Origin of the sequence: Leeuwenhoekiella parthenopeia, from assembly GCF_020782115.1 — a bacterium.
In the GTDB taxonomy this organism is placed as follows: Bacteria; Bacteroidota; Bacteroidia; order Flavobacteriales; family Flavobacteriaceae; genus Leeuwenhoekiella; species Leeuwenhoekiella parthenopeia.
The window spans coordinates 94,068-119,997 of sequence record NZ_JAJGMW010000014.1; the positions used below are offsets into that span (position 1 = coordinate 94,068).

22 protein-coding genes are annotated in these 25,930 nt (G+C 41.1%); 9 read left to right on the forward strand and 13 right to left on the reverse strand.

Going from position 1 to position 25,930, the window contains the following annotated elements; translation table 11 throughout:
* Window positions 1-32 precede the first annotated feature (32 nt).
* Window positions 33-1,505: an IMP dehydrogenase gene (guaB, locus tag LLW17_RS11695; protein WP_228230446.1), complete on the forward strand. Its 1,473-nt coding sequence runs from the start codon at window positions 33-35 to the stop codon at window positions 1,503-1,505.
* A gap of 136 nt (window positions 1,506-1,641) precedes the next feature.
* Here guaB and LLW17_RS11700 read toward each other — a convergent pair whose 3' ends face one another.
* The 3 genes from LLW17_RS11700 to LLW17_RS11710 form a co-directional block, all read right to left on the reverse strand.
* Entirely contained in the window at window positions 1,642-2,169 is a 528-nt protein-coding gene (locus LLW17_RS11700) for an OmpH/Skp family outer membrane protein (protein WP_228230447.1), read from the reverse strand.
* Between the two features lie 168 nt (window positions 2,170-2,337).
* The gene (locus tag LLW17_RS11705) at window positions 2,338-2,571 is read right to left on the reverse strand and encodes a hypothetical protein (protein WP_228230448.1); all 234 of its coding nucleotides are present in this window, start codon (window positions 2,569-2,571) and stop codon (window positions 2,338-2,340) included.
* 2 nt (window positions 2,572-2,573) lie between these two features.
* Window positions 2,574-3,020 carry an SRPBCC family protein gene (locus tag LLW17_RS11710; protein WP_228230449.1) on the reverse strand — a complete coding sequence of 149 codons (447 nt, stop codon included), beginning with the start codon at window positions 3,018-3,020 and terminating at the stop codon, window positions 2,574-2,576.
* A 254-nt stretch (window positions 3,021-3,274) separates the two neighbouring features.
* On the opposite strand from LLW17_RS11710, the gene LLW17_RS11715 reads away from it, so the two are divergent.
* From LLW17_RS11715 to LLW17_RS11735, 5 genes are all read left to right on the forward strand, one after another.
* Complete coding sequence (locus tag LLW17_RS11715; RefSeq protein WP_228230450.1) at window positions 3,275-4,186, forward strand: peptidyl-prolyl cis-trans isomerase; 912 nt, start codon at window positions 3,275-3,277, stop codon at window positions 4,184-4,186.
* The gene (locus LLW17_RS11720) at window positions 4,170-5,594 is read left to right on the forward strand and encodes a peptidylprolyl isomerase (protein WP_350355209.1); all 1,425 of its coding nucleotides are present in this window, start codon (window positions 4,170-4,172) and stop codon (window positions 5,592-5,594) included. Before LLW17_RS11715 ends, LLW17_RS11720 begins: the two co-directional genes overlap by 17 nt.
* Window positions 5,595-5,598: 4 nt before the next feature.
* Window positions 5,599-6,552, forward strand: coding sequence for an AAA family ATPase (locus LLW17_RS11725; RefSeq protein WP_228230452.1), 954 nt, complete (start codon window positions 5,599-5,601; stop codon window positions 6,550-6,552).
* Between the two features lie 246 nt (window positions 6,553-6,798).
* A complete protein-coding gene (locus LLW17_RS11730) occupies window positions 6,799-9,063 on the forward strand; it encodes an aconitate hydratase (RefSeq protein WP_228230453.1) in 2,265 nt (754 codons plus the stop codon).
* Between the two features lie 117 nt (window positions 9,064-9,180).
* A complete protein-coding gene (locus LLW17_RS11735) occupies window positions 9,181-10,071 on the forward strand; it encodes an anti-sigma factor (protein WP_228230454.1) in 891 nt (296 codons plus the stop codon).
* Between the two features lie 68 nt (window positions 10,072-10,139).
* Here the strand turns inward: LLW17_RS11735 and LLW17_RS11740 are convergent, their stop codons facing one another.
* Window positions 10,140-10,874, reverse strand: a complete 735-nt coding sequence (locus LLW17_RS11740; protein ID WP_228230456.1) for an XRE family transcriptional regulator — start codon at window positions 10,872-10,874, stop codon at window positions 10,140-10,142.
* A 437-nt stretch (window positions 10,875-11,311) separates the two neighbouring features.
* On the opposite strand from LLW17_RS11740, the gene guaA reads away from it, so the two are divergent.
* The 3 genes from guaA (at window position 11,312) to LLW17_RS11755 (ending at window position 15,316) form a co-directional block, all read left to right on the forward strand.
* Window positions 11,312-12,844, forward strand: a complete 1,533-nt coding sequence (guaA, locus tag LLW17_RS11745) for a glutamine-hydrolyzing GMP synthase (protein WP_228230457.1) — start codon at window positions 11,312-11,314, stop codon at window positions 12,842-12,844.
* 85 nt (window positions 12,845-12,929) lie between these two features.
* Entirely contained in the window at window positions 12,930-14,909 is a 1,980-nt protein-coding gene (locus LLW17_RS11750) for a LysM peptidoglycan-binding domain-containing protein (RefSeq protein ID WP_228230459.1), read from the forward strand.
* Between the two features lie 2 nt (window positions 14,910-14,911).
* Window positions 14,912-15,316: an OsmC family protein gene (locus tag LLW17_RS11755; RefSeq protein WP_228230460.1), complete on the forward strand. Its 405-nt coding sequence runs from the start codon at window positions 14,912-14,914 to the stop codon at window positions 15,314-15,316.
* Window positions 15,317-15,495: 179 nt separating this feature from the next.
* Here the strand turns inward: LLW17_RS11755 and rplT are convergent, their stop codons facing one another.
* The 9 genes from rplT to LLW17_RS11800 form a co-directional block, all read right to left on the reverse strand.
* On the reverse strand, window positions 15,496-15,840 hold the full coding sequence (gene rplT / locus LLW17_RS11760; RefSeq protein ID WP_228230461.1) for a 50S ribosomal protein L20: 345 nt from the start codon (window positions 15,838-15,840) through the stop codon (window positions 15,496-15,498).
* A 105-nt stretch (window positions 15,841-15,945) separates the two neighbouring features.
* The gene (rpmI, locus tag LLW17_RS11765) at window positions 15,946-16,143 is read right to left on the reverse strand and encodes a 50S ribosomal protein L35 (RefSeq protein WP_009780460.1); all 198 of its coding nucleotides are present in this window, start codon (window positions 16,141-16,143) and stop codon (window positions 15,946-15,948) included.
* Window positions 16,144-16,267: 124 nt separating this feature from the next.
* Window positions 16,268-16,819 (reverse strand): translation initiation factor IF-3, encoded by a 552-nt coding sequence (gene infC / locus LLW17_RS11770; protein WP_350355210.1) that lies wholly within the window; start codon window positions 16,817-16,819, stop codon window positions 16,268-16,270.
* Window positions 16,820-16,841: 22 nt separating this feature from the next.
* Window positions 16,842-18,788, reverse strand: a complete 1,947-nt coding sequence (gene thrS, locus LLW17_RS11775; RefSeq protein ID WP_228230462.1) for a threonine--tRNA ligase — start codon at window positions 18,786-18,788, stop codon at window positions 16,842-16,844.
* Window positions 18,789-19,175: 387 nt separating this feature from the next.
* The gene (locus LLW17_RS11780; protein ID WP_228230463.1) at window positions 19,176-21,509 is read right to left on the reverse strand and encodes an erythromycin esterase family protein; all 2,334 of its coding nucleotides are present in this window, start codon (window positions 21,507-21,509) and stop codon (window positions 19,176-19,178) included.
* Window positions 21,510-21,780: 271 nt separating this feature from the next.
* The gene (locus LLW17_RS11785) at window positions 21,781-23,349 is read right to left on the reverse strand and encodes a carboxylesterase/lipase family protein (protein ID WP_228230464.1); all 1,569 of its coding nucleotides are present in this window, start codon (window positions 23,347-23,349) and stop codon (window positions 21,781-21,783) included.
* 114 nt (window positions 23,350-23,463) lie between these two features.
* Window positions 23,464-23,748: a GNAT family N-acetyltransferase gene (locus tag LLW17_RS11790; protein ID WP_228230465.1), complete on the reverse strand. Its 285-nt coding sequence runs from the start codon at window positions 23,746-23,748 to the stop codon at window positions 23,464-23,466.
* Window positions 23,749-23,752: 4 nt separating this feature from the next.
* Window positions 23,753-23,959: a (4Fe-4S)-binding protein gene (locus LLW17_RS11795; RefSeq protein ID WP_228230466.1), complete on the reverse strand. Its 207-nt coding sequence runs from the start codon at window positions 23,957-23,959 to the stop codon at window positions 23,753-23,755.
* Window positions 23,960-24,143: 184 nt separating this feature from the next.
* Window positions 24,144-25,817 (reverse strand): hypothetical protein, encoded by a 1,674-nt coding sequence (locus tag LLW17_RS11800; RefSeq protein WP_228230467.1) that lies wholly within the window; start codon window positions 25,815-25,817, stop codon window positions 24,144-24,146.
* Window positions 25,818-25,930 lie beyond the last annotated feature (113 nt).

A 25,930-nucleotide genomic window follows, 5' to 3' on the forward strand; every position in this document is an offset into this window, starting at 1 on the left:
GTATATTTGCACGCAATTAAATCTTAATTGCAATGACTGCTCACGAAACAAAAATCTTAGGAGAAGGTCTTACCTACGACGACGTACTCCTGGTCCCTGCTTACTCTGAAGTGCTTCCCCGCGAAGTCAGTATTCAGTCAAAATTTTCCCGAAACATCACTTTAAATGTGCCTATTGTATCTGCTGCTATGGATACGGTAACCGAGTCGCGTATGGCTATTGCCATTGCCCGGGAAGGCGGCATAGGTGTGTTGCATAAAAATATGACGATCGAGCAACAGGCAGTTAAGGTGCGCCGCGTTAAGCGTGCTGAAAGCGGGATGATCATAGACCCCGTTACCTTGAAGCGCGATGCTTTTGTTAAGGATGCCAAGCGTCTTATGGCCGAACACAGCATAGGCGGTATCCCTATTGTAGATGACGAAGGTCGTCTGGTAGGAATTGTTACCAATCGTGATTTGCGTTTTGAAAAAGACAATCAGCGTCCTATTGTAGAGGTCATGACTTCCGAAAATCTTGTAACCACGGCTGAAGGAACTTCTTTAGGACAGGCCGAAGTTATTCTACAGGAAAGCAAAATTGAAAAATTGCCGGTGGTAACCGATGATAACAAACTCATCGGGTTGATCACCTTTAGAGATATTACCAAGCTTACCCAAAAGCCTATTGCAAATAAGGATACTTACGGCAGATTGCGCGTAGCGGCTGCGGTAGGCGTGACCGCTGATGCTGTTGAACGTGTAGAGGCTCTAGTAAATGCCGGGGTTGATGCTGTGGTAATTGATACGGCACATGGGCATACTCAGGGTGTTGTTAAAGTTTTAAAGGCAGTGAAGGATAAATTTCCAAAACTCGATGTGGTTGTGGGTAATATCGCGACCGCAGAGGCTGCAAGATATTTGGTTGAAGCCGGTGCAGATGCCGTCAAGGTGGGTATTGGCCCCGGATCAATCTGTACCACACGTGTGGTTGCCGGTGTGGGTTTCCCACAGTTTAGCGCAGTGCTTGAAGTAGGGGCTGCCTTAAAAGGTACCGGAGTGCCGGTGATTGCAGATGGTGGTATACGTTATACCGGTGATATTCCCAAGGCGATTGCGGCAGGTGCAGATTGCGTAATGCTGGGTTCCCTGCTTGCAGGAACTAAAGAATCTCCCGGAGAAACCATAATTTATGAAGGTCGAAAATATAAAACCTATCGCGGTATGGGTTCTGTTGAAGCTATGAAAACCGGTTCTAAAGACCGCTATTTTCAGGATGTGGAAGACGATATTAAAAAGCTGGTACCGGAAGGTATTGTAGGGCGTGTACCGTATAAAGGCGAACTTTATGAAAGTGTTCACCAGTTTATCGGAGGACTCAGAGCCGGAATGGGATATTGCGGGGCGAAAGACATCGCAACCCTCAAAGAAACCGGTCGCTTTGTTAAGATAACCGCCAGTGGTATTCATGAGAGCCATCCGCACGATGTGACTATTACTAAAGAATCTCCTAATTACAGCAGATAATTAATCTGATTCTATAAAATAAAAAATCCGCCTCCTTATCATCAGAGGCGGATTTTTTATTTGGGTTGAATCTGAATACCAAGCCAAAAAAAAGACCGCAACCGCGGTCTTTTAGCTTTTTAGAATATCGGAAAAACTACTGTCCTCCGTTTTCTTCACCTGCTTTAAGGGTAACTCCAAGTTTTTTGGCTACATCATCTGTAATATCCAGTGCAGGGTCAAAATAAGCAACTCCGGCGTTAAGCGTAAGCACCTGAGTGTAGTTTTGCTCGCGTGCAACAGCGTCAAGTGCCTGACCAACTTTTTGGTAAAGCGGCTGCATCAATTCGTTTTGCTTAATTTGAATCAGGCCCTGAGAATTTTGTCTGAAACGCTGAATATCCTGTTCCATTTCCACAATCTCTTCCTGCTTTTTGCCTTTGTCTTCTTCTGTAGCTGTTGCTTCAGCATCCTGATAGGCTTTAACCGCATTTTGATATTTGGTTACCAGTTCTTTAAATTGTCTGTCAAGATCGGCTCCATAAGCCTCAAGATCTTTTTGTACCTGTGCCACTTCATCAAGACTGGCGATAACCAAATCACTGTCTATAGTACCTACTTTAGACTGAGCCATTGCGCTCAAACTCACAAAAAATACTACCAGAGGTAAAATAAATTTTTTCATTCTTCTGTTTTTTTGCCTTTAAAGGCGTTTTTGTTTCTAATTATCAGGGCTTTTTCAAAAACCACGCGCAAAGATAAAAAAGGAGCTTACCTATCAAAGTTTTTTTTCGGTAGAATCGAAAAAACGGAATGAGCCTTTCTAATTGAGCCTTTTAGGAAAATCCCCGTTCTAATCTATAAATTCGCCGCGGTGCGGTCGCAAAGCGTCACGCACTGCCGGCATATTTTGTTTTTCTATTACAAAAAATGCCAAACTATACAAAGGACTCCTTTTTTCAACTCCTGTTGCATGTTCATTCAGGCCATTTGCAGCAGCATATTCCTGAAGATGTTTTACATGGTGTTCAGCGATTTGATGCGCATCTGCGCCTCTAAAATCCCAAATAAGTTTTATTTTTTCCATAGTTAAGGGGTTGGATTACCTTCTGCAAAAGCTTTAAAGGCTTTCATATATTTTAAAGATTGCTTCTCGAAGCTTTTGGGAAACAAAAGACCTACCAGTTTCATCCCCAATCCTTCAAACTTAAAGGTGCTATCAGACTCCCAGATTGTTTTGCCGTCATCGGTAGCTTTAAAGCGGTTGTGTTGCTCATTGTAGACGCCTTTTGTGGTGTAAGAAGCTACAAGCTCGTGGGGCATATTGGTTTTAATGATGGTCTCTAGGAGTGTCATTTTACGGGAACCAAAATCGTATTTAAGGCGTGTTTTGGCGCCCTCTTCTCCAAATTTACCCGAGATCACGGTGGTCTCAACCAGACCATCCTGCCATTTTTTTAGGTTTTCGAGACTATCCATTTTTGCAATGGTTTGTTTCAGGGGAAGGTCTATAAGTATAGAATGTGTATACTGCATAATTTGATTTTTGGAGTTGCAAAGGTAAGTCTTACCTGTGGCTTGCTCTAGCAGATTTTGCTTTTAACAGCAGTTTTAGAATTCGTTTCATTTTAAGTAATGATCTAGCAATCAGAGTGCTAATGAAGATCTGTTCTAACCTGGGATTGAAGAATACTGCCAGATTTGCTTTAGTGACGCTAACTTGCAGATATTGCTTAATTTTGGCAATTCAAAAAAATTGTGCAACAGCTGATTTTCTTAAAAGTCTTTTAGTGAAAATCAGAATTGCCGGGACAGTCTGGGTTTGCTCTATATTTATGATACATCGTTTTAGACCAGGTATTTTCGTATTGATGATCGCAGGTTTGCTAACTTCCTGCGAGTACTTCAAGACCACAAATCCTACGGGTGAACCTGTGGCACGTGTGGGAGACGAGTATTTATACAAAACCGATGTTGAAGAGTTGGTCGTGCCGGGTATGAGTGCTGAAGACAGCATGCTGGTAGTTTCTAGCTTTATTACGCGCTGGGCCACACAAAAACTCCTAATGAAAGGTGCAAAACTCAACATTCCCGTGGAGGAACAGCAACGGCTTGAAGATCTTGTAGCGCAATACAAATCAGATTTATACGCACAGGCCTACAAAGATGCATTGGTGGCCCGCAATATGGACAGTACGGTTACCGACGCAGAGGCAAAAGCCTTTTATGATAACAATCCCGGGAATTTTAAGCTGAATGAGGAATTACTCAAATTGCGTTACATTCATCTCAGCGAAAATGATTACAATATAGAGACCATCAAAAGCAGGTTTATTCGCTTTAATAAGGAAGACAGGCGCTATCTCGATTCTGTTGCGGTACAGTTTAAGGCACATTATTTGAACGATTCTACCTGGATACGTCTCGATAAAGTAGTGGCTACTATTCCCGCAGTCAATCTTGAAAACAGCGACCGTGTTTTAAATAAAACTGATTTTATTCAGCTGCGTGATTCATTAGGGCTATATTTGATCGCGGTAAATGACCGCCTTAAGCGTAATCAGGAAGCGCCCTTAGAGTACGTAAAACCTACAGTTAAGCAAATTTTACTCAACCGTAGAAAGCTCGAACTGATTAAAGATTTAGAAAAAAATATTACTAAAGATGCAATTAAAAATAAACAATTTGAAGTCTATAATTAACCTATCGTTTAGTCTCCTTGTTTTCCTTACTGCAGGCTCCTTGAGCGCTCAGGAAATCATCAATACCCAGGCTCAGGAAGAAATCGCGCAGGCTGCAGATAAGCCACTTACCACGGGAACCACTTTTAAAGTAGATGGTGTTGCCGCAGTTGTGGGGGAGTATGTTATTTTGGAAAGTGACATTGATCAGGCCATAGAGTCTCTAAAGCAGCAAAAGGTAGAAACTCAGGATTTATCAAACTGTAAAGTGCTTGATAAGCTGATGGAAGATAAACTCTATGCTCATCATGCGGTAGTAGACAGTGTGAGCATTTCAGAAGATCAGGTGCGTTCGTACACCCAGCAACAAATCGATTACTTCATCAATCAGTTGGGATCGGAAGAAAAAGTGCTTCAGTTTTACCGAAAAGAAAAAATGTCTGATCTGCGCAAAGATTTGTTTGAACTTAACCGCAATCAGGAATTGGCTAAAGCCATGCAGCAAAAAATCGTAGAAGAAATTGAAGTTACTCCAGAAGAAATACGGGAATACTACAAGCAGCTTGAGAAAGATGGTTTGCCGCAGTTTGGCGTAGAGCTCGAGATTTCTAAAATTCAAATCATTCCGGAAGTTCCTCAGGAAGAAAAGCAAAAAGTGATAGACCAGCTTAATGGCTATCGTGAAGATATAGTTGAAAATGGAAGCAGTTTTGCTACTAAAGCCGTGTTATGGTCTGAAGATGAGTCAACCCGTGGTGATGGTGGTCTTATACGCGATGTAGACCGAAAGTCTCAGTTTGTAAAAGAATTTAGAGATGTGGCGTTCAGTCTTCAGGAAGGTGAAGTAAGTAAGCCTTTTGAGACCGAGTTTGGCTATCATATAATAAAAGTTGAAAAAATACGCGGTCAGAAAATTGATTTAAGACACATTCTGCGTATTCCGAAAGTGACGGCACAGGCAGAGGCTGATGCTAAGGAAAAAATAGATAAAATTAAGGCGCGTATTGAAGCTGGCGAAATCACTTTTGAAGAGGCTGCCAGAGAGTTTTCAGATGAAAAGGAGACGGCTAGCGACGGCGGTATCATGATCAATCCGGTTACTCAGGATCGTATGTTTGAGTTGAAAAACCTGCCTACAGAATTGTATCCCAAAGTGCAAAACCTTAAAGAAGGGGAAGTTTCCATTCCTTTTAATAATCCTACCCGTACCGGTAAAACCCGTTACGAGATTTATACCGTATCTGACCGTATTGATGAGCACGAGGCCGATTTTGTTATTGATTATGTGAAAATCAAAAACTTTGCATTGCAGGCCAAACAAATCAAAGCGATTGAGAAATGGCAAAATGAAAAAATCGCCGAAACCTATATTAAATTAAACGGCGATTACAGAACGTGTGAATACAGCAGTAACTGGTTAAAAAATTAATTTTATGTCTGATGCCAAGGCTATTGATGCCCTTGTAAACCGTTTTAACGACCTAAAAAAAGAGATTGGCCGGGTAGTCATTGGTCAGGAAACGGTTGTTGAGCAAATAATCATCTCTATATTTTCGGGTGGTCACGCACTGTTGATTGGGGTTCCCGGTCTGGCAAAGACCTTGATGGTCAATACAATTGCTCAGGCCCTTGGGCTCGATTTTAAGCGTATTCAGTTTACTCCGGACCTCATGCCCAGCGATATAGTGGGATCAGAGATTTTAGATGAAAACCGAACCTTTAAATTTTTAAAAGGTCCTGTATTTTCAAATATCATCCTTGCAGACGAGATTAACCGTACACCTCCCAAAACTCAGGCGGCCCTGCTCGAGGCGATGCAGGAAAAAGCAGTGACAGTAGCCGGTAAGCAATACAAACTGGATGCTCCGTATTTTGTTTTGGCAACGCAAAACCCCATTGAGCAGGAGGGAACCTACCCCTTGCCCGAGGCGCAGCTGGATCGCTTTATGTTTGCCATAAACCTGAAATACCCGTCCTATGAGGAGGAAGTTGCCATTGTTAAGGCCACTACAACAGATCAAAACAACTCCATACGTGCGTTGTTTAACGCTTCAGAAATAATGGACTATCAGCAATTGATACGCCGTGTACCGGTGGCAGACAATGTGGTTGAATATGCCGTGAAGCTGGTGGGTAAGACCAGACCTCATGCAGCAGGAGCTCCTCAAATCGTAAAAGATTATATAGACTGGGGAGCTGGACCACGGGCTTCTCAAAATTTAATTCTTGCGGCAAAGACCCACGCCGCTATGCGCGGAAAATACTCTCCGGATATCGAAAACGTTCAGGCCGTGGCTCAGGGTGTTTTAGGACACCGTCTGATTAAAAATTATAAGGCAGAGGCTGAAGGTTTGACGCTTGAAGACATCATTAAGGCACTTCTGTAATTAATATAGAGTCACTCTAAATAGATGTGTTTTTCAGACTTGGTGAGAACTTAATCGTCTCATTGACAAATACTGAAAATCAATTAACGAAATCGATATATTTTTCAGTAAATCGAAAGGATTAGGCACATTTGATTAAAAACGGGTTATCTGCTTGCGGGTTTCCTATTTTGAGGGGTTTTTCGTAATTTTCCCGCGCTTTCGGGCATACATTAATTTCAATTTTTATTAAACTAAACTTTAGATATGGCATTTGATATCGATATGATCAAATCGGTTTACAGTAAGATTGCTGAGCGCGTTGATGCAGCCCGCGAAGTTACTGGCAAACCTTTAACTCTGGCAGAAAAAATATTGTATTCTCACTTATGGGATGGTAAAACAGATAAAGCCTTTGTAAGAGGTAAAGACTATGTAGATTTTGCTCCAGATCGTATCGCTTGTCAGGATGCGACTGCCCAGATGGCTCTTTTGCAATTTATGCAGGCGGGTAAAAAAACGGTAGCGGTACCTACTACCGTGCATTGTGATCACCTGATCCAGGCAAAACAAGGTGCGGCAAAAGATTTAAAACGTGCAAACGAGACCAGTAATGAAGTTTTTGACTTTCTGGAATCTGTTTCAAATAAATACGGTATTGGTTTCTGGAAACCGGGAGCCGGGATTATTCACCAGGTTGTTTTAGAAAACTACGCATTCCCCGGTGGTATGATGATAGGTACAGACAGTCACACGGTAAATGCCGGTGGTCTGGGAATGGTAGCAATCGGAGTAGGTGGTGCCGATGCGGTAGACGTTATGGCCGGTATGCCATGGGAACTTAAGTTTCCTAAACTGATCGGAGTTAAATTAACCGGAGAGCTTAACGGCTGGACGGCTTCAAAAGACGTTATTCTTAAAGTAGCCGGTATTCTTACCGTAAAAGGAGGAACCGGAGCGATTGTAGAATATTTTGGACCGGGTGCGCGTAATCTTTCTGCAACCGGTAAAGGAACCATTTGTAATATGGGGGCCGAGATTGGTGCTACCACTTCTACTTTCGGTTACGATGAGTCTATGGAGCGTTTCCTTAGAGCTACAGACCGTTCCGATGTTGCTGATGCAGCAAACGAAATCAAAGAATACCTAACCGGTGATGACGAGGTATATGCTAATCCTGAGCAGTACTTTGATCAGGTGATCGAAATCAACCTTTCAGAATTACGTCCACACCTTAACGGTCCCTTTACTCCGGATTTAGCGACCCCTGTAGGAGAATTGGGCAAGAAAGCTAAAGAAAACGATTGGCCTTTAAAAGTTGACTGGGGTTTAATCGGTTCATGTACCAACTCTTCTTATGAAGATTTATCACGTGCAGCTTCAATTGCACAACAGGCCATTGACAAAAAATTAAAGCCAAAGTCAGACTTCGGTATCAATCCGGGTTCTGAGCAAATACGTTTTACAGCAGAGCGCGATGGTTTGCTGGAAGTTTTTGAAAATCTGGGAGCTACTATATTTACAAACGCCTGCGGACCGTGTATTGGTCAGTGGGATCGTAGCGACCGTAAAGGGGATGAGAAAAACACTATTGTACACTCCTTTAACCGGAACTTCTCCAAGCGTGCAGACGGTAACCCAAATACCCACGCATTTGTAGGTTCTCCCGAAATGGTTGCGGCAATTGCAATTTCAGGACGTTTGGATTTTGACCCAATGAACGATACCTTATTAAATGAGGACGGTCAGGAAGTGAAACTCGATGTACCGGTAGGATTAGAACTTCCGCCTGAAGGGTTTGCAGTTGATGAAAACGGCTATTTGGCACCTACCGAAGATGGTAGCTCTGTTGAAGTTAAAGTAGCTTCAGATAGTGAGCGTCTTCAATTATTGACTCCATTTGAGCCAATACAGGATAGCGAACTTAAAAATGTGAAGTTGTTGATCAAAGCTTTCGGTAAATGTACAACAGACCACATTTCTATGGCCGGACCATGGTTGCGTTACCGCGGTCACCTCGATAACATTTCTAACAACTGTTTGATAGGGGCTGTAAATGCATACAATAAGAAAACAAATTTTGTAAAGAATCAGCTTACCGGTGAGTATGGCGGAGTGCCCGATACACAGCGGGAATATAAAGCCAAAGGAATCAAAACTATTGTTGTGGGAGATCATAACTATGGCGAAGGTTCTTCACGTGAGCACGCGGCAATGGAGCCCAGATTCTTAGGTGTAGCGGCAGTACTGGTAAAATCTTTTGCTCGTATTCACGAAACAAACCTGAAGAAGCAGGGTATGCTGGCACTGACCTTTGCAAATGAAAATGATTACGACCTGATTCAGGAAGATGATACCTTCAATTTTGTAGATATCGAAAACTTTGCGCCGGATACGCCGTTAACTATTGAAGTTACACACGCAGACGGAAGTAAAGACACCATCAAGGCTAATCATACCTATAACGATGCACAGATTACCTGGTATCGTGAAGGTTCTGCATTAAATCTGATCAAGAAGCAGAACGCCTAGTCATTTTGCTAAATCTTTATTAAAACCAGACTACTTTCGGGTAGTTTGGTTTTTTTATTGAAATTTTTAAGCGCTCTTTGCGTTAACAAACACAACAATTTAAATTAAAAACTACTTATGAAAAAATTGAACTTAATCGCTTTATGCGCAGCCGGCCTGCTGGCAGCCTGTTCAGGAAGCGATGATACTATTGATCGTACTACTGTTACTTTGGAGTCTGTTACCCGTCTTGAGCAATTACCGGCAGGAGCCGAATATCAGGTTTGGCTGGTTTCGGGAGGGGAAAATATTTCTCTTGGGCGTTTTAGAAACCTGAGTAATGGACAGCAATTTTCAGCATTAACCGGTCAGGTTGATAACGCATCCGGAATCAAAATAAGCATTGAGCCGGGTAATGACCCATCTCCTGAAATAAGCAATACAGTTATCCTATCAGGCAACTTTAATGGTAATTCAGCAGATTTATCTATTGAAGGATCTCTTGGAAGTTTTTCAAATGCATCAGGAGTGTTTACCTTATGGACGCCAGCTGATAACAATACCTCCAACAATCAGAATGGGGTTTATTTTCTCCGTCCAAATAGTGGTAATCCGCAAGCAGGTTTAAATTTACCCAATTTGCCATCCGGATGGCGCTATGAAGGTTGGGCAATGGTTAAAAATTCATCGAACCAAGATGTAATGTTAAGCACCGGTAGATTTAACTCCCCTAATGGACAGGACGAATCTGCAGCCTATACTACTCAATTAAATACGATTCCAGCTTATCCTGGAGAGGATTTTACAAATATGACAATCTTGTCACAGATTGGATTTAATTCTCCGCCAGATTTAAGATTGAAGCAGATTTTCGTATCGGTAGAGCCAGAGCCCGATTTTGATTATGCAAAGCCTTTTGTAATTCAACCATTAATCAACCCTACAGCTGGGAATGGTTTGTATCCAGAAACACAAAATTTGCAACTGAACACGCTCTCTTTTCCTAGAGCGGTTGTTTCCAGACAATAACGTAAAATAACAAAGCATAAAAAAACCCGGCAGCTTGCCGGGTTTTTTATTGGATTAAAATCGAAGTATTAAACAATTTTATTGATTTTTTCAATAAGCTTACTCATATCGCTTTGCAGCTTATCTACCTGACTTTCCAGGTGTTTCACGCGGTTGTTGGCATCCATATCAATCACGTTCAGCGAACTGGTGATTTTACCGCGAACGATAAGGATCTCCAGGATATTCTCGAGTTGGTAAGAAATACTTTCGTATTTACTGTTGTCGCTTATGAGAATAAGTGCATCGTTAGGAAGGTCTTTTTTAATACGTTTGGTAAGTACCGATTTTGGAGTTACAATCACAGCAACAGATCCGTCAAGGATTTCGCTAAGATCGTCAACATGTTGCGTAATCAGGATGTCTCCGTGCATCAGCGTGGGCATCATACTGTCGCCTTCAACCTCAAATAATTTTTGACCTTCAACAGGTTCGTACCCGGGTAATTTAAACATAGCAAGGGTAGAGAGCCATTGCTCATTGTCTCTGTTCTCAATAAAGCCTGCTCGGGCTTCAACATCAATTAGCGGAACAAAACCGTTTGAAATATTAATCATCACCGAATTGTGTGAACCCTTTAGAATACGATCTGTAGGAACACTATACAGGCGGCTTAAGGTAAGCAGGTGATCTGTGGTAATAGAATTCTGACCGTTTTCGATTAGGGAGTATGCTCCCTGGGTGATACCCAGTTCAGCAGCCACTTTCTTCTGTGATAGTGCGGCTTGTTCCCGGAGGGATTTAAGTTGTTTGGAAATAGACATTTAAGTTAGCTTAGGGACTGTTAGTTTATATCTTAACAAATATAGTTTTTTTAACCGGTTATATTGTTTATAATTATATTTTTAGCTGTTTATTCCTATTAAATGAAAAAAACAAAGATACTTTTGCGTATTTAATGGCTTTTTGTTTAAAAACCGATAATTATTCAGTATTTCACGGATAAATACGATAATGCAATATGTTTTTTAAACCTCATTCAGGATTTTATAATCCTGTGCCAGGCCGAATGAAGGTTTTTATCTTCTGAAAATCTGTTGTTTGGCTTATTTGTACGATAAATTGCAGGGAGGTCGTTGATTAAACATGTCTTCGTTTTGACACTAAGAGACAAACCAAACCAGACATTTTGTGGAAATATTATTGAAAATTTGACGGCATTTTCAGACTTTCAGATTAGATAGAAATACTATTTTTGCCTATGCAAAATAACGTACTCATTCTAGACTTTGGTTCGCAGTACACCCAATTGATCGCAAGGCGCATCAGGGAACTCAACATCTTCTGCGAAATTAAACCCTACAACAAATTACCCGAAGATTTAAGCAGCTACAAGGCTGTTATACTTTCGGGATCACCCAGTTCTGTAAGAGCAGAAGACGCTCCACATCCAGACTTATCTCAGATACGCGGTAAAAAGCCGATGCTTGGGGTTTGCTATGGTGCACAATATCTGGCCCATTTTCACGGAGGTGAAGTAGGGCAATCCAATACCCGCGAATATGGCCGGGCTAACCTCTCTATGGTTAAGGAAGATGAAGCCTTTTTTGAAGGCGTTGAAGCGGGTAGCCAGGTTTGGATGAGCCATAGTGATACCATAAAAAAATTACCAACCGGAGCGGTAAAACTGGCCAGTACCCACGATGTGGAATACGCGGCTTACCGCATTGAAGGTGAGCAAACCTATGCCATTCAGTTTCACCCCGAGGTATATCATTCTACAGACGGTAAACGTATACTTGAAAATTTTCTGGTTAACATTGCCGGGGTTGCGCAAAGCTGGACACCAGATAGTTTTGTAGACACTACCGTAGATCAGTTAAAAAAGAAGCTGGGTGACGACAAGGTTATTCTGGGACTTTCTGGAGGCGTAGACAGCTCGGTTGCCGCTATGCTGCTGCACAAGGCAATTGGTAAAAACCTGCACTGTATTTTTGTAAATAACGGCTTACTCCGTAAAAACGAATTTTCAGAAGTACTTAAACAATATGAAGGAATGGGGCTTAACGTTAAGGGCGTTGATGCTTCCAAACGTTTCCTCGATGCCCTTGCCGGCAAGAGTGATCCTGAAGAAAAACGCAAAACCATTGGTCGTGTGTTTATCGAGGTCTTTGACGATGAAGCCCATCAGGTAGAAAATGCAAAATGGCTCGCTCAGGGTACCATTTATCCCGATGTTATTGAATCGGTCTCTGCAACCGGCGGCCCTTCAGCAACCATAAAATCACACCACAATGTAGGAGGTTTACCCAATTTTATGAAGTTGCAGGTCGTAGAGCCCTTGCGTATGCTGTTTAAAGACGAAGTACGCCGTGTGGGCGCCAGTATGGATATGAATCCAACGTTGCTAGGGAGACATCCGTTTCCTGGTCCCGGCCTTGCCATTAGAATTCTGGGAGATATCACCGCAGAGAAAGTGCGTATCCTGCAGGAAGTTGATGCGATATTCATCAATGGCCTTCGCGACTGGGGTCTTTACGATCAGGTCTGGCAGGCAGGTGCCATGCTTTTACCGGTAGATTCGGTAGGGGTGATGGGAGATGAGCGTACCTATGAGAAATGTGTAGCCTTGCGGGCTGTTGAAAGTACAGACGGAATGACTGCAGACTGGGTGAATCTGCCTTATAACTTCCTCCAAAAAGTATCAAATGATATAATAAATAAAGTAAAGGGCGTTAATAGAGTAGTCTATGACATCAGTTCAAAACCGCCTGCTACAATAGAATGGGAATAAGAACCGGCAGAAAGCCTTAGTTTACTTCCTCCAAACACAATTGGGTATGGTATTGGTATTGATTTTTAGAAATAATTTAAAAATAATGAGAAACCTAAGTGTTCTATTTCTATTCCTTTTTATGGTATTCAGTTGCTCCAGTATCGGTCAGCAGACCTACTCGAGTCACCGGGTGCAGGACGGGGAAACCATTTCGGCTATTGCCAATAAATACAATGTTACGGTTTACGAGATTTATCGCCTGAATCCGGAAGCTAAAAACCGAATTTATCCCGGTCTTGTTCTTATTTTACCCGGCGGTCAGTCTGATCCCGGAAACTCAGAACTAAGTGCAGACGGTAAGTTTATCCTGCATACTATTGCTAAAGGTGAAACCTTGTATAAGCTTTCCAAAAAATACGAGGTGTCTGAAACCGATATCAAACGCTATAACACGCATTTGTATACTGCCGAACTGCGAAGCGGCGAGGTGGTTAAAGTACCGAATACCAAAACCCGGACCGAGGTTTCTGAAGATACCGGCAAACCTGCGGTTACAAACCGAAAACACATCGTCAAGCCTAAAGAAACCAAGTATGGTCTGGCCGCGATGTATGGGATTACGATTCAGGAGCTTGAGTCTATGAATCCTGAAATCAAAAACGGACTTCAGATAGGCGCAATTCTCAATGTACCCGATAAATCGTACTCTAACGATGCGGTTCTTGAAGATGGAACCTATGCGTTTTATGAGGTAAAGCCACAGGAAACGCTTTTCAGTCTTACCCGCAGATGGGATATGAGTGAAGAGCAGCTGGTACGACTCAATCCTGCCTTGAAGGAAGGTCTTAAAAACGGAATGATTCTAAAATTGCCCAAGGGCAAGCTTTCTGAAGAGGTAAGTCTTGATGTTAGCGGCGGGGCAGTAAAACTTTCAGATAACCTCACTAATCTCAGTACAAAAAATGTAGCGGTGATGCTGCCTTTTAATTTGGGCAAAACCAAAACCGATACCAGTGATATCGCGCGCCAGGTTTTAAAACGGGACCGGGTGATGAATATCGCTTTAGATTTTTACAGCGGCGTCCTTATGGCTGCAGATTCGGCAAAAGCATTAGGTATATCAACCAATCTGCACGTTTTTGACACGCAGTATGATCGCAATGATGGCCAGGCTGCCAATGATCGTAAAATAGAAAGCATTTTGCGGGGTAATGACTTTGCAAAAATGAATGTGGTAATTGGTCCGTTGTTAACCAGCAATGTAGAAAAAACCAGTCGTTTGTTAAGAGATCGTGCCATCCCGGTAGTATCGCCTATTGTTCCCGAAGTTGAAATGCAGGCCAATTTGTTTCAGTCCAGACCGGCCGATAAAATTTTGAAAGAACAGATGTTGCGTTACATCAAACAGGAGGGAAGAGGTAAGAATATAGTGATTGTTGCAGACGGTAAAAATCAGGCTACCAAAAATCAGCTGTTGGCCTTGTATCCCGATGCTAAGGTCGTTTTTCCTAAAGGTGAAAATGGCGCAGGTTACGTGAGTGCCTCAAACCTCGCGTCAAAATTGTCTTCGACTATTGAGAACTGGGTGATCTTAGAAAGTAATGATGTGGCTCTTATCAGTAATGTGACTACCAGCCTTTCCACGCAACTGGGAGGTAAGCGCATCACCCTGCTCACTACCGATAAAGGTTCGGCTTACGAAAGCGATGATGTTTCAAACATAACCCTGATGAAGCTTAATTTTCACTTTCCGTCTGTTGACCGCGCGTATACCGAAAAGCAGCTTTCATTTATCAATGCCTACAAAGCGAAATACGGTTATGAGCCCAGCAGCTATGCAGTAAGAGGTTATGATCTTACTTTTGATACCCTGCTTAGACTGGCAGCAGCTGAAAGTTTATATGAGGCCGCAGAAGCCGGTTACAGTACGCAGTACGTAGAGAATAAGTTTCATTATATACAGGATCCGGTTTCTTCGGGATATTATAACAATTCGGCTTATATTCTAAAGTTTGGAGAAGATTTGCAGGAGATCGTGGTAGAAATTCCGGAAACGGCTACCAGTACTTATTTAAAAGACTAAAAATGACCAGTAAAGTAGTTTATCTTGGTGAATTGCGCACTTCTTGTGAGCATGTACAATCGGGCAATACCTTTATCACCGATGCTCCTGTTGATAATAACGGCAAGGGTGAGGCATTCTCACCTACAGACACGGTTGCTACGGCTTTAGCCAGTTGTATGCTTACGGTAATGGGAATTAAGGCAAATCAAATGGGCGCACCAGACCTTAAAGGATCGATTGCCGAAGTCACCAAAATTATGGCAGCAGAGCCACGCAGAATCTCTAACATTGAGGTAAAGCTTACGTTGTATGGCATAGCCGAAGAAAAGACGCGTAAGATTCTTGAGAATACCGCGCGCACCTGTCCGGTGCTGCAAAGCTTACACCCCGATATGGAAAAAGCGGTTTTCTTTGATTGGAAATAAAACTGAATCCATACCAATTCAAGCTAAGCTGTAATTGTTCAGTAAAGGAGCAGTTATTTCATTAGTCGCTAGTCTGGCTTTCAAATAGTTCAGCTTTTAGCGCAACCAATAAAAAACCCGGTCGATTGACCGGGTTTTTTGTTCTAAGCGGAGTATTGTTAATTAATTAGGCGTTAGCCCTATTTTACTTTATTTACGATTGCTTCAAAAGCTTCCGGGTGATTCATTGCTAAATCTGCAAGTACCTTACGGTTAAGTTCGATGTTTGCAGCTTTAACTTTACCCATAAACTGAGAATAAGACAAACCGTGCATACGGGCACCTGCATTAATACGGGCAATCCATAACGAACGGAAGTTTCTCTTCTTTTGACGACGGTCGCGGTATGCATAAAGCATAGCCTTTTCAACCGCATTTTTAGCAACGGTGTAGACGTTTTTACGTCTTCCAAAGTAACCTTTGGCCTGCTTCATTACCTTTTTTCTACGGGCTCTTGAAGCAACTGAATTTACTGATCTTGGCATAATTTAATTGTTTTTGTAGCAGGCGAACCTTACGGTCACTTTCAAAACGTATTACCGTTTTGCCCAACTCCAGGGTTTATAAAATAATTTGAACCGGTTACGGTCTTATTTAAGACGTAACATAATTTTTACGTTATTCTCGTCTGCTTTGTGTACCAAAGTATCGTGAGTTAACGCAAGCTTACGTTTCTTAGACTTTTTTGTCAAGATGTGACTCTTAAACGCATGCTTTCTTTTGATTTTACCAGTACCTGTAAGCTTGAAACGCTTTTTAGCACTGCCTTTTGTTTTCATTTTAGGCATAATTCCTAGTTTATTTAATTATTCCGCTTATTGTCTTTGATTTTGAAGCAAAGCGAATTTACTATCAAAATCAATCCCGGCCTTTAAAAAAGGACGGGATTTAAATTTATAAATTGCCGTTAGGCTATTTTGTCTTTTTAGGAGCCATAAACATAATCATACGTTTACCCTCTAACTTAGGCATCTGCTCAACTTTGCCAAAATCCTCAAGATCCTGAGCTAATCTTAATAGCAAAATCTGACCCTGATCTTTATATATGATTGATCGTCCTTTAAAGAATACATAGGCTTTTAATTTTGCTCCTTCTTCAAGGAATTTCTGAGCGTGCTTCTTTTTAAACTCATAATCGTGATCATCGGTATTTGGACCAAAACGAATTTCTTTAACGACAACTTTAGAAGCTTTTGCCTTAATGGCTTTTTCACGCTTCTTCTGCTCGTAAACGAATTTCTTGTAATCCATCACCTTACAAACAGGTGGTTCGGCATTTGGTGATATTTCAACCAAATCTAATTCCTGTTCATTAGCGATTTCTAATGCCTTACTGGTAGGATAAACCCCCATTTCTACATTATCTCCAACAAGCCGTACCTCACGGGCACGTATTTTTTGGTTGATGTTGTGCTGGTCTTGTTTCTGGACTCTTGCGGGCCCTTTTGATCTTTTTCTACGTATTGCTATGGCTATAAAATTTTAATTAAACTTCAAACTTTTTTAAGGTCTTGCTGATTTCGGTTTCAATCACGCCTGCAAAATCTGCTACTGACATCGTGCCTAAATCCTCACCCCCATGTCTACGTACAGAAACCGTACCATCTTTGGCTTCTTTCTCACCAATGATCAACATATAGGGTAATTTTTGCATTTCGGCCTCCCGAATCTTACGACCCATTGTTTCTCCACGGTCGTCAATGGTAGCGCGAATTTCGTGATTTTCTAATAATTCTAAAACATTTTGAGCGTATTTCTCATAATTCTCGCTGAGCGTGAGTACGATGGCCTGCTGAGGCATAAGCCACAGCGGAAAGTTCCCCCCTGTATGCTCCAGTAAAATGGCTACAAAGCGTTCCATACTGCCAAAGGGCGCACGGTGTATCATAACCGGGCGGTGTTCTTCATTGTCACTGCCTTTATAGCTGAGTTCAAAACGTTCGGGCAGATTATAATCTACCTGAATAGTACCTAACTGCCAGCTTCTTCCCAATGCATCTTTCACCATAAAGTCAAGCTTTGGCCCATAGAATGCGGCTTCACCGGTTTCTATAACGTAATTAAGGCCTTTGGTTTTGGCAGCATTGATAATTGCAGTTTCAGCCTTCTCCCAGTTGGCATCAGAGCCGATGTATTTTTCTTTATTCTCGGGATCGCGTAAAGATACCTGCGCAGTAAAGTTTTCAAAGCCAAGAGAGCCAAATACGTACAGTACCAGATCAATCACTTTCATAAACTCTTCATCCAGCTGGTCTGGAGTACAGAATATGTGTGCATCATCCTGAGTAAAGCCACGTACACGGGTAAGACCGTGCAGTTCACCACTTTGCTCATAGCGGTACACGGTACCAAATTCAGCAAAACGTTTGGGTAAATCGCGGTAGCTCCACTGTTGCGAATTGTAAATCTCGCAGTGATGTGGGCAGTTCATAGGTTTTAGCAGGAATTCTTCCCCTTCAGCAGGAGTTTTAATGGGCTGAAAGCTGTCTTCCCCGTATTTGGCATAGTGCCCGGAGGTGACATACAATTCTTTCTGACCGATGTGTGGAGAAACCACCATTTCGTAACCTGCTTTTTTTTGAGCAGCTTTTAAAAAGTTTTCCAGACGCTCCCGCAAAGCGGCACCTTTAGGCAGCCATAATGGCAGTCCCTGACCCACTTTCTGCGAAAACGTGAAAAGCTGAAGTTCTTTCCCCAGTTTGCGATGGTCTCGTTTTTTAGCTTCTTCAAGCAATTCGAGGTATTCTTTAAGGTCTTTCTGCTTGGGGAAGGAGATACCGTACACGCGGGTAAGCTGCGGTTTGTTCTCATCACCACGCCAGTAGGCACCGGCAACACTCATCAATTTAACCGCCTTTACAAAAGCCGTGTTGGGCAGGTGACCACCCCGGCACAAATCGGTAAAGGTATCGTGATCGCAAAAAGTGATGCTTCCGTCTTCCAGGTTTTCAATCAATTCAACCTTATACGGGTTATTCTGTTTTTTGTAAAACTCAAGTGCATCTGCTTTAGAAACACTGCGCATGCTAAACTCGTGCTTGCCGCGTGCGATTTCAAGCATTTTGTCTTCGATCTTTTTAAAGTCGTTTTCGCTTAGCGAACGATCTCCCAGATCAACATCATAGTAAAAACCTTTTTCAATGGCGGGACCAATGGTTAGCTTAACTCCCGGATACAATTCTTCAAGCGCCTGCGCGAGAATGTGTGCCGAAGAGTGCCAAAAGGCTTTTTTTCCTTCCTCATCGTTCCAGGTAAAAAGAACCAGCGCACCATCTGTGGTAAGGGGAGTGGTGATTTCAACGGTTTGCCCGTTGTATTTGGCAGAAATCACGTTGCGCGCGAGCCCTGCACTGATGCTGTTTGCCACGTCAAAAGGAGTGACGCCGCTTTCAAATTCTTTTACACTGCCGTCTGGCAAAGTAACCTGGATCATAGTACAAAATTTAAGGCAGCAAAGATAAGGGCTTTCGGGCGAAAAACGGATGCCTGTTTTTAAAAATTAAAATGGAGCCCTAACTACAGGCAACGAACCTCAATTCCCATCAAAAATCAGCTTCTCAGATGATTGAAATTAGCAATTGGATTTTTATGAAATATACAGGTGCTTCATCGTGATTACTTTCCGGATATGCTCCTGACAAATCTGGAATAGGCCTGCCTTAAGACCCGGTGAACACCGAAACCTGTTTACTGTAGTTAAGCATTATAAGTTCGGAATAACCAAGAGTATCATCACTAAGGTCAGGTGCTCTGATTGACTGGTTTTAGGGAGTTTAGAGCTGCGTAATTTAGAAGAGTCGGGTTAAGCAGGTTTACTCTCTTAATTTATCTTACTTAGCCTAAGCTTTTCATAAAAGGAGTCCCAAAAAGCCGGGTTATAGTTAACACGATTTAGAAGGCTTTGATCTTTTTGTTTCCACTCAAATTCTATAGTTTCCACATCATTCAATTCAAAATCGAATAAATACGAGTCTAATTCCAATATTCTATGACTTCTTTTGTTTTCGGTATTTAAGAATTCACTGTATTTCCTGTTAAAATAACGGGTGGCGTAGTATTTACCATCGTCACTAATAGGGGAATACGTACACACGTTTTCCTCCTTGATGGTGGTTTGCTGTATATCATCATAACCGGGATAGCCTTTGTAATAGATTTTTATTTCATCCCGGTTGAGGGTCGTTTCCCAGTTTTCCACAACCTTTACTATAGCAAAGCTTTGTTTATCAATATAAACCCTCCCGGAATAGCTGGTGGGATAACCTCGATTGGTATAATTCCATTTGTTTCTTTCAGTCTGAAAGGCAATAATAAAGGTATTCTCGTCTTCGGGCTGATTGGATTTGATAAAATTCAATTCAAACTTTTTATATTTTCTTTTATGCAGGATATTGGAATATCTTATTGCATTTTGTCTGTATGAAAAGAACTGACCTGTATTTTGGTACTTTTCAGGATTTCGATTGGTATTCCATTTAATTTGTTCCACTTTTTGAGTGATAACGTAAGGGGATAAATAACCCCTATCGTAATCCTTGGTTACTACCTCGAAGTCCAGTTCATTAGTGTCATTGGTATTTAAGATCACCTTGCCGTACCGTTGAAAATTGAAAGGATCTACAGGATGATTGGTTTTCTTTTTGGAGATCGCTTTTTTAAGAACCGCAAGTGGAGAAAGGTAACCCGTTATCACAACTTCGTTTAATTCTTCAAATTTGGGTTCCAGATAAACTTGTTCGTTTAGATCCTTAAGCGCAATTTTTCGGGTTTCAAAACCCAGAGAAGAGAGTTCTAATAGAGCAGTCTGCATCGCCTCTTTTTTAACAGGGAGTTCAAAATACCCCTCTTCATCGGCGACCCGGTATACTTCTTCGCTTTTGAGAATCAGGGTTGCAAAGGGCACAGGCTTTCCACTTTTAGTATCCAAAATCTGTCCTTTAAGGATAAGATTTTCGCCATTCTTAAGTGGGTTTATTTTCTTGGTATTAACCAAAGGCCCTTTCGGAATATTGACGGTATCCTTTGGCGTTTCACCGATAGGTAATTTCGCATTTTTGAGGAATACATAGCCGTCGTAAAGCTCATCCAATCGTGCTTCTGTAAAATCGATAAAGTTGAGCAGGCGCGTATCCCGGGTTCTGTGCAAGGCCTCCTGATTTGAGGTAATAAACAGATACGGATGGGTAAAGGAACTTAGTTCGTACTCAAAAGAACCTCTTTTAACAGGCGTAGCTTCCCATTTTTTGGTTCCCAGATCAAAAAGGGAATCATTGGCATGAAGTGTGGCCAGGCTGTATGCCTTTTCGCGTAAAGCCTTATGAATGTAGGAACCCATAGGAAGAAATTCCTTTACGACCGGCTTTTTAATGCTTGTCATATCATTAATGATATGAATGTTGTCTGCCCAAACCAGGATCTTTTCATCAGGATTACGACCTAAGTAGCTCAACAGATTATCTGCCATTTGGGCATCGCGTATATTGTAGTTTTTATTGGCGAAATCTGTAGTCAGGATTTCTTCGGTATTGTAATAAGCGTCCCGGGAGCAGGCCAGAAGGTTTTTTACAAATTGATTCCAATAAAAGTTGGTTTCATCAGATTCTGATTTTTCCAGTTCGCGAAGGATTCGTTTGAGCTCATTTTCATAGAGATTAAAATTTATATCATCCTCATCAAAAGTCCCATTATCTAAAACCCCTTCGATGATGATACCCATATCATCTTCATCCAGTTTCAATTCAAGTTCCCGATTTTCAAGGAAATCAAAAAAGTCTTCTATAAATTGCTGGGTATTCATTATCTGCGTGTCAAAACCTATTACTTTTAGATCATTATCTTTTATGTAGTTGACCAGTCGCTGAAACTCTGTTGTGTTTGACCAAACGCCCCAGACTGCATCATTCAATTTTTTTGAATCAAAATCACTCTGATTCATTTTCCAGATATCGTACATCGGAGATTCTATTGCAATGGTTTTAAATCCCAGTTGCTGATGCAGGTATTCTACAATACGTGCTTTCATCTCAAATATGTTACCGTACATATGGGTTTGTTCCCCCAGCATAACGAGCTGCCTGTTCTTCAATTCAGTCTCAAGAAATGACAAATCTGAAATCTGATTGGTTTCGGGAGGAAGAAGCTCTTGAATTTTCAAATCCTGAGCGCTAGTGATTAGACTAAGTATGCAAAAAAGGAAGGTGTATTTTAATTTCATACGCAGATATATGGTGCAAAGTAGAAGCGAGGCAACAACTGGCTCTTATGACACGGTCTTTACTAAGACTTGAAATAATTACTCGTTTTAAATTTTAATGTTGCAGTATTTAGAAGATATGTCGACACATTTCAAAACAAAAACGAGCCATTTTACGGCCCGTTTTGTCATTTTTATTAAAAAGCCTTGTATTAAACTATTGTCTGGTTTTTTATTCCAGGGGTCTGATGAAATTCATCAATTCCCGGTCGTGGTTGTATACGATTTTGCATTCTTTATCAAAGTACATCGTCGCTCCGTTTTCTGCCGTATAGGGCTCCCAAGCCGGAAGTACGCCTTCAACATTCGGGTTTGCGGTCTTAACAAAATTAATCCAGGCCGAACTCATCTTGTCTGCCAGTTCCCAGGCTTCTTCAGATTCTCCGGTCCAGTCTGCTCTGAGATCAACCGTATTAAAGGCCAGCGGAATGTCTAAACCGTGAAACGAACCTTTGGAGTAATCCTCCACCGGACTTTTCCAGGTTAGAATATAAGCATATACCGGAGCGCTAGATTCTTCAGCTCTGGCGTCTGCGGTGCGAATGGTGTAGGGGCGAAAGGTCTTGTCAATAGAAAGCAAATCTTGCGGTGTATAATCAGGGTAGGCTTTTGCGTATAGTTCAACGTATTCGTCCGTGCGCTCACCATATTGCTGAGCTAAGGTGTCTTTGGCCTGTTCTAAAGTCAGGCTTTTATTGCCGTAAGCGACCGGCATGAGTTCATTTAAGGTAGAACCGATCATCACCGGAATGTCTTTTGAAATATCTGCAAAACCGGGGCTAAACGGCTGCTGTAGCAATACATCGCCATCTGCGGAAGGAGCAAAGCCAAACATACCCGCAGACCCCGGAGTTCGGGCGCCCCCCATTTCGGCTACCGCTTCATTACCTGCCTTAACCAGCGCCTTGTAATCTAGCGTGTCAAGCTTATTGAGTTCGTCGGGAGTGATGTTCAGTTTTTCCAAAACTTTGGCTGCCAGTGCCTGAGATTTTTCTTTAGTCATCGAATTGATCAATGTACCGCTCTGGATGATGGCTTTATTGAATAAGCCTTTCGCAGCAGGCATACACATGAGTGTACCCACTTTTCCGCCGCCGCCAGATTCGCCTACAATAGTTACATCTGCGGGATCCCCGCCAAAATTGGCGATGTTATTTTTAGTCCATTCTAAAGCCTTCACGATATCGAGCATACCTACGTTGGCCGACTTTGCGTATGCATCTCCATAAGCCGAAAGATCCAGAAAGCCCAGAATATTCAGGCGATGGTTTACCGAAACCACAACGATATCGCCTTTTTTAGCCAGAGCTTCGCCATAGGTCATGGGATCGTTGCTTGCACCCACAAAGAAGCCGCCACCGTGCAGCCACACCAGTACTGGACGTTTTTTACCGTCGTTTATGCCACGGCTCCATACGTTTAGGCTGAACAATTCTTTCTCACTTTGTACCGAATCGGGATACCAGGGCACAACCTGCCGGGCTACCGGTCCAAACTCGGTGGTTTCGCGTACCTCTTCCCAGGCCTCAGGATCCTGTGGAGGCATAAAGCGTTCCGCCTGAGCATAAGGAATGCCTTTGTAGGCATAAACGCTGTCGTTAAGGCTTCCTTTGATTTCGCCGTTAGTGGTTTGTACAACCAGGCTTTGTTCTTTCGGTTTCTCGGCTTCCGTTTTGCAAGAGGCTAAGCCGAATCCTGTAAATAAGATGAACAGAATAATTTTAATAGGTGTTGATTTCATAATGTGTTTCTGGTAAATGAATTAAGTAGTGTTAAATTAACACTAAAAAATCAAATACCCACTTCCCTGAAATCTTAATGTCTGCTTTTCAGCATATCACGTTTTTGAAGGCGGTTAATAACGCACATCTGCAAGATCCTTGTTTTTGTCGAATTGAGCTTTGGCAAAGGGGCAGAGGGGCAGAATTTTTACTTCTTGTTCCCGGGCGAAAGCGACTGCCTGTTCCAATAGTTTTTTACCAAAACCTTTGCCGTTAAAGCCTTCTTCAATACCGGTGTGATCAATGATAAATTTGCCGGTTCCGGCCCAGGTGTAGGTCATTTCTCCTGCAAAAACAGCGTCTTCGTAAATGACAAAGCGGCCTTTGCGCTCGTTTTTTTCGTGTTCTATTCTGGTCATCGTTTTAGTTTTTGATGCTCAAGGCTCCGGAAGGACATCGGGCAACCTGACTGATTAATGCTTCTGAAGTGGCATTTTCGGGTTTGATCCAGGGACGTTCTTTGGGATTGTACACCTGCGGAAGGGTTTTTACGCAAACACCGGAGTGGATGCATTTTTCGGGTTGCCACAAGATGGTGACGTCGCCGTTGGTATAGGTTTTAGATGCCATCACACGATTTTTAGGTAAGGATTAGACTGCTTTAAATTACCACTAAAAACCGAGTTTCTAAGCTCTTGAGACCTAATGTTCTTTGTAGGAATTGATCTGACTTCTAGAGTAATTACTTTTTTGTTTAGTGTGTTTGCGCTTCACCTAATAGTAGTAATATTTTATCTAGTTTTTAATTTTTTTTTCAAATATCACGGGCTCTTTCAATAAGCTTATCAAATTCTATAAAAACTTTATTATCGAGCTTACGGTTTTCGTAAAAATCCTTAATGGATTTTGTTAATATATTTACTACGTCATTTATTAATTCCTTTTGAGTAAAAATATTCTTAAATCCATTTAAATTATTCGTGTTTTCCTTATAGTGACTAGTCAATTTAAAAAATATGTCGTCAATAACTGCCTCACCTTCAAAATTTTCAGGACGGATAATTTCTTGAGAATTTATTTCATTAATCTCAGACTCTCTTATTTTTGCTAATCTAGATGTATATTCTAAACCAATTTCATCATCAGGATTTAGTATGATTGATAGTGTGTCAACTAAAGAATAGGTATTTTGAATAATTTCATCTGATAAAAGAGCTAATAAATTTTCGGTAACTGATTCCGAGGTTATCGAAAATTTTAGAAGAGAGTAAACATCTACTATTTTATTTGGTGAAAGCATCAGCCAATTTTGAGCGTTTGGGAATTTTTTGATATAAGTATTATGTGTCTCAAAAAAAGCTCTATCCCAAGTTAAAAAAACAGGCTGCAATGGATGAATTTCAACATCTTTATCTGCCAAAAATTCGAGCATAACACTATCGTTATTTCTGGTGAAATTAGATTTTTGTTTATATAATCTCACTAAATTATCCTCAAATAGTTTGTTTGCTTCAGTTATGTCGTATTGTTTTTCTATTACCTGTTCCTTTATATTCACCTTTGATAGCGAATTTGCAATAATTGAATGAAAAGATTTACCTCCATAATTTTCTCTGAAACCAAATTTTTCAAGAAACTTTTTAAATGTGATTTTACCGTCAATTGTTTCGGAGGATCTTAAATAATTATAATAATTATAAAAAACATTTTTTGAAGACCCTAAGCGAGCAAATTCAGGTATAGTCGTGAATGGTATTAGGTTAAATGCATCGTTAACGTGATTCTGTATTTCCCAAATATATCTTTGTGATATGTACATGTTTATTTTCTCATTCCTAGCATATTCAATTAGGTTTTTTGTTCCTTTATAGAAATAGTTTTGGTACTCAACTTTAGGACTGAAATAATAGCAAAGACTATAAAGACCTATTGCGGTGTCAATGAAAATCTTTTTTTTATTGGCTAAGTAATTTTCTAACTTGTAATTATCAATTTTATTCGAATAAACTTTACTCGCAGCAACTTTTTGAATAAACTTGTCATTTACGCAGAATGACAAGAGTTCTTTTGCTAATTTTTTAGATAAGTCTTTACTTCTAATTTTTGACTCAACAAACTTTAAGAATTCTCTTGTTATGCCAAAAATCTGAAATTCTTCTTCATTATTGATAGCATTAGAGAGATCTGTCGCAAAATTATTTATATATAACTCCTTAAGCTCTTTGATGTATTCTTCAATTTCATTTTCTTGTTCATATATCTTAAGGATGGCTGTTATCTCTTTTAAAAATTTATTTTTTTCTAAATCAAATTCTTCATTTTTTCTCTTTAGTCTATTTTTTTCTTCGGGTGTCAAAAAGTAAGTGTCGGTTGACTTATCCTTAATTATCTTCTTTTCCGTCAAAAATCTATTTAAAGATTTTTCATAAAAAACATCATTTTCTTTAACCTTAAATTGATTTTCGCAAGCTGCTTGAGCATCCCCCAAAAATTAGGACAGTAATTTAAGTTCCAAAATAACTTTAAATTTACTGTTTTATGACACGAAGAAAATTCACACCCAAGTTCAAGACCAAAGTGGTTTTAGAAGCTCTCAAAGAG

Bases quoted from the DNA above. Each gene is read 5' to 3' on its own strand.
- guaB (WP_228230446.1), top strand. From the start codon at position 33: ATGACTGCTCACGAAACAAAAATCTTAGGAGAAGGTCTTACCTACGAC.
- LLW17_RS11700 (WP_228230447.1), bottom strand. From the start codon at position 2,169: ATGAAAAAATTTATTTTACCTCTGGTAGTATTTTTTGTGAGTTTGAGC.
- LLW17_RS11705 (WP_228230448.1), bottom strand. From the start codon at position 2,571: ATGGAAAAAATAAAACTTATTTGGGATTTTAGAGGCGCAGATGCGCAT.
- LLW17_RS11710 (WP_228230449.1), bottom strand. From the start codon at position 3,020: ATGCAGTATACACATTCTATACTTATAGACCTTCCCCTGAAACAAACC.
- LLW17_RS11725 (WP_228230452.1), top strand. From the start codon at position 5,599: ATGTCTGATGCCAAGGCTATTGATGCCCTTGTAAACCGTTTTAACGAC.
- LLW17_RS11730 (WP_228230453.1), top strand. From the start codon at position 6,799: ATGGCATTTGATATCGATATGATCAAATCGGTTTACAGTAAGATTGCT.
- LLW17_RS11735 (WP_228230454.1), top strand. From the start codon at position 9,181: ATGAAAAAATTGAACTTAATCGCTTTATGCGCAGCCGGCCTGCTGGCA.
- LLW17_RS11740 (WP_228230456.1), bottom strand. From the start codon at position 10,874: ATGTCTATTTCCAAACAACTTAAATCCCTCCGGGAACAAGCCGCACTA.
- guaA (WP_228230457.1), top strand. From the start codon at position 11,312: ATGCAAAATAACGTACTCATTCTAGACTTTGGTTCGCAGTACACCCAA.
- LLW17_RS11750 (WP_228230459.1), top strand. From the start codon at position 12,930: ATGAGAAACCTAAGTGTTCTATTTCTATTCCTTTTTATGGTATTCAGT.
- LLW17_RS11755 (WP_228230460.1), top strand. From the start codon at position 14,912: ATGACCAGTAAAGTAGTTTATCTTGGTGAATTGCGCACTTCTTGTGAG.
- rplT (WP_228230461.1), bottom strand. From the start codon at position 15,840: ATGCCAAGATCAGTAAATTCAGTTGCTTCAAGAGCCCGTAGAAAAAAG.
- rpmI (WP_009780460.1), bottom strand. From the start codon at position 16,143: ATGCCTAAAATGAAAACAAAAGGCAGTGCTAAAAAGCGTTTCAAGCTT.
- thrS (WP_228230462.1), bottom strand. From the start codon at position 18,788: ATGATCCAGGTTACTTTGCCAGACGGCAGTGTAAAAGAATTTGAAAGC.
- LLW17_RS11785 (WP_228230464.1), bottom strand. From the start codon at position 23,349: ATGAAATCAACACCTATTAAAATTATTCTGTTCATCTTATTTACAGGA.
- LLW17_RS11790 (WP_228230465.1), bottom strand. From the start codon at position 23,748: ATGACCAGAATAGAACACGAAAAAAACGAGCGCAAAGGCCGCTTTGTC.
- LLW17_RS11795 (WP_228230466.1), bottom strand. From the start codon at position 23,959: ATGGCATCTAAAACCTATACCAACGGCGACGTCACCATCTTGTGGCAA.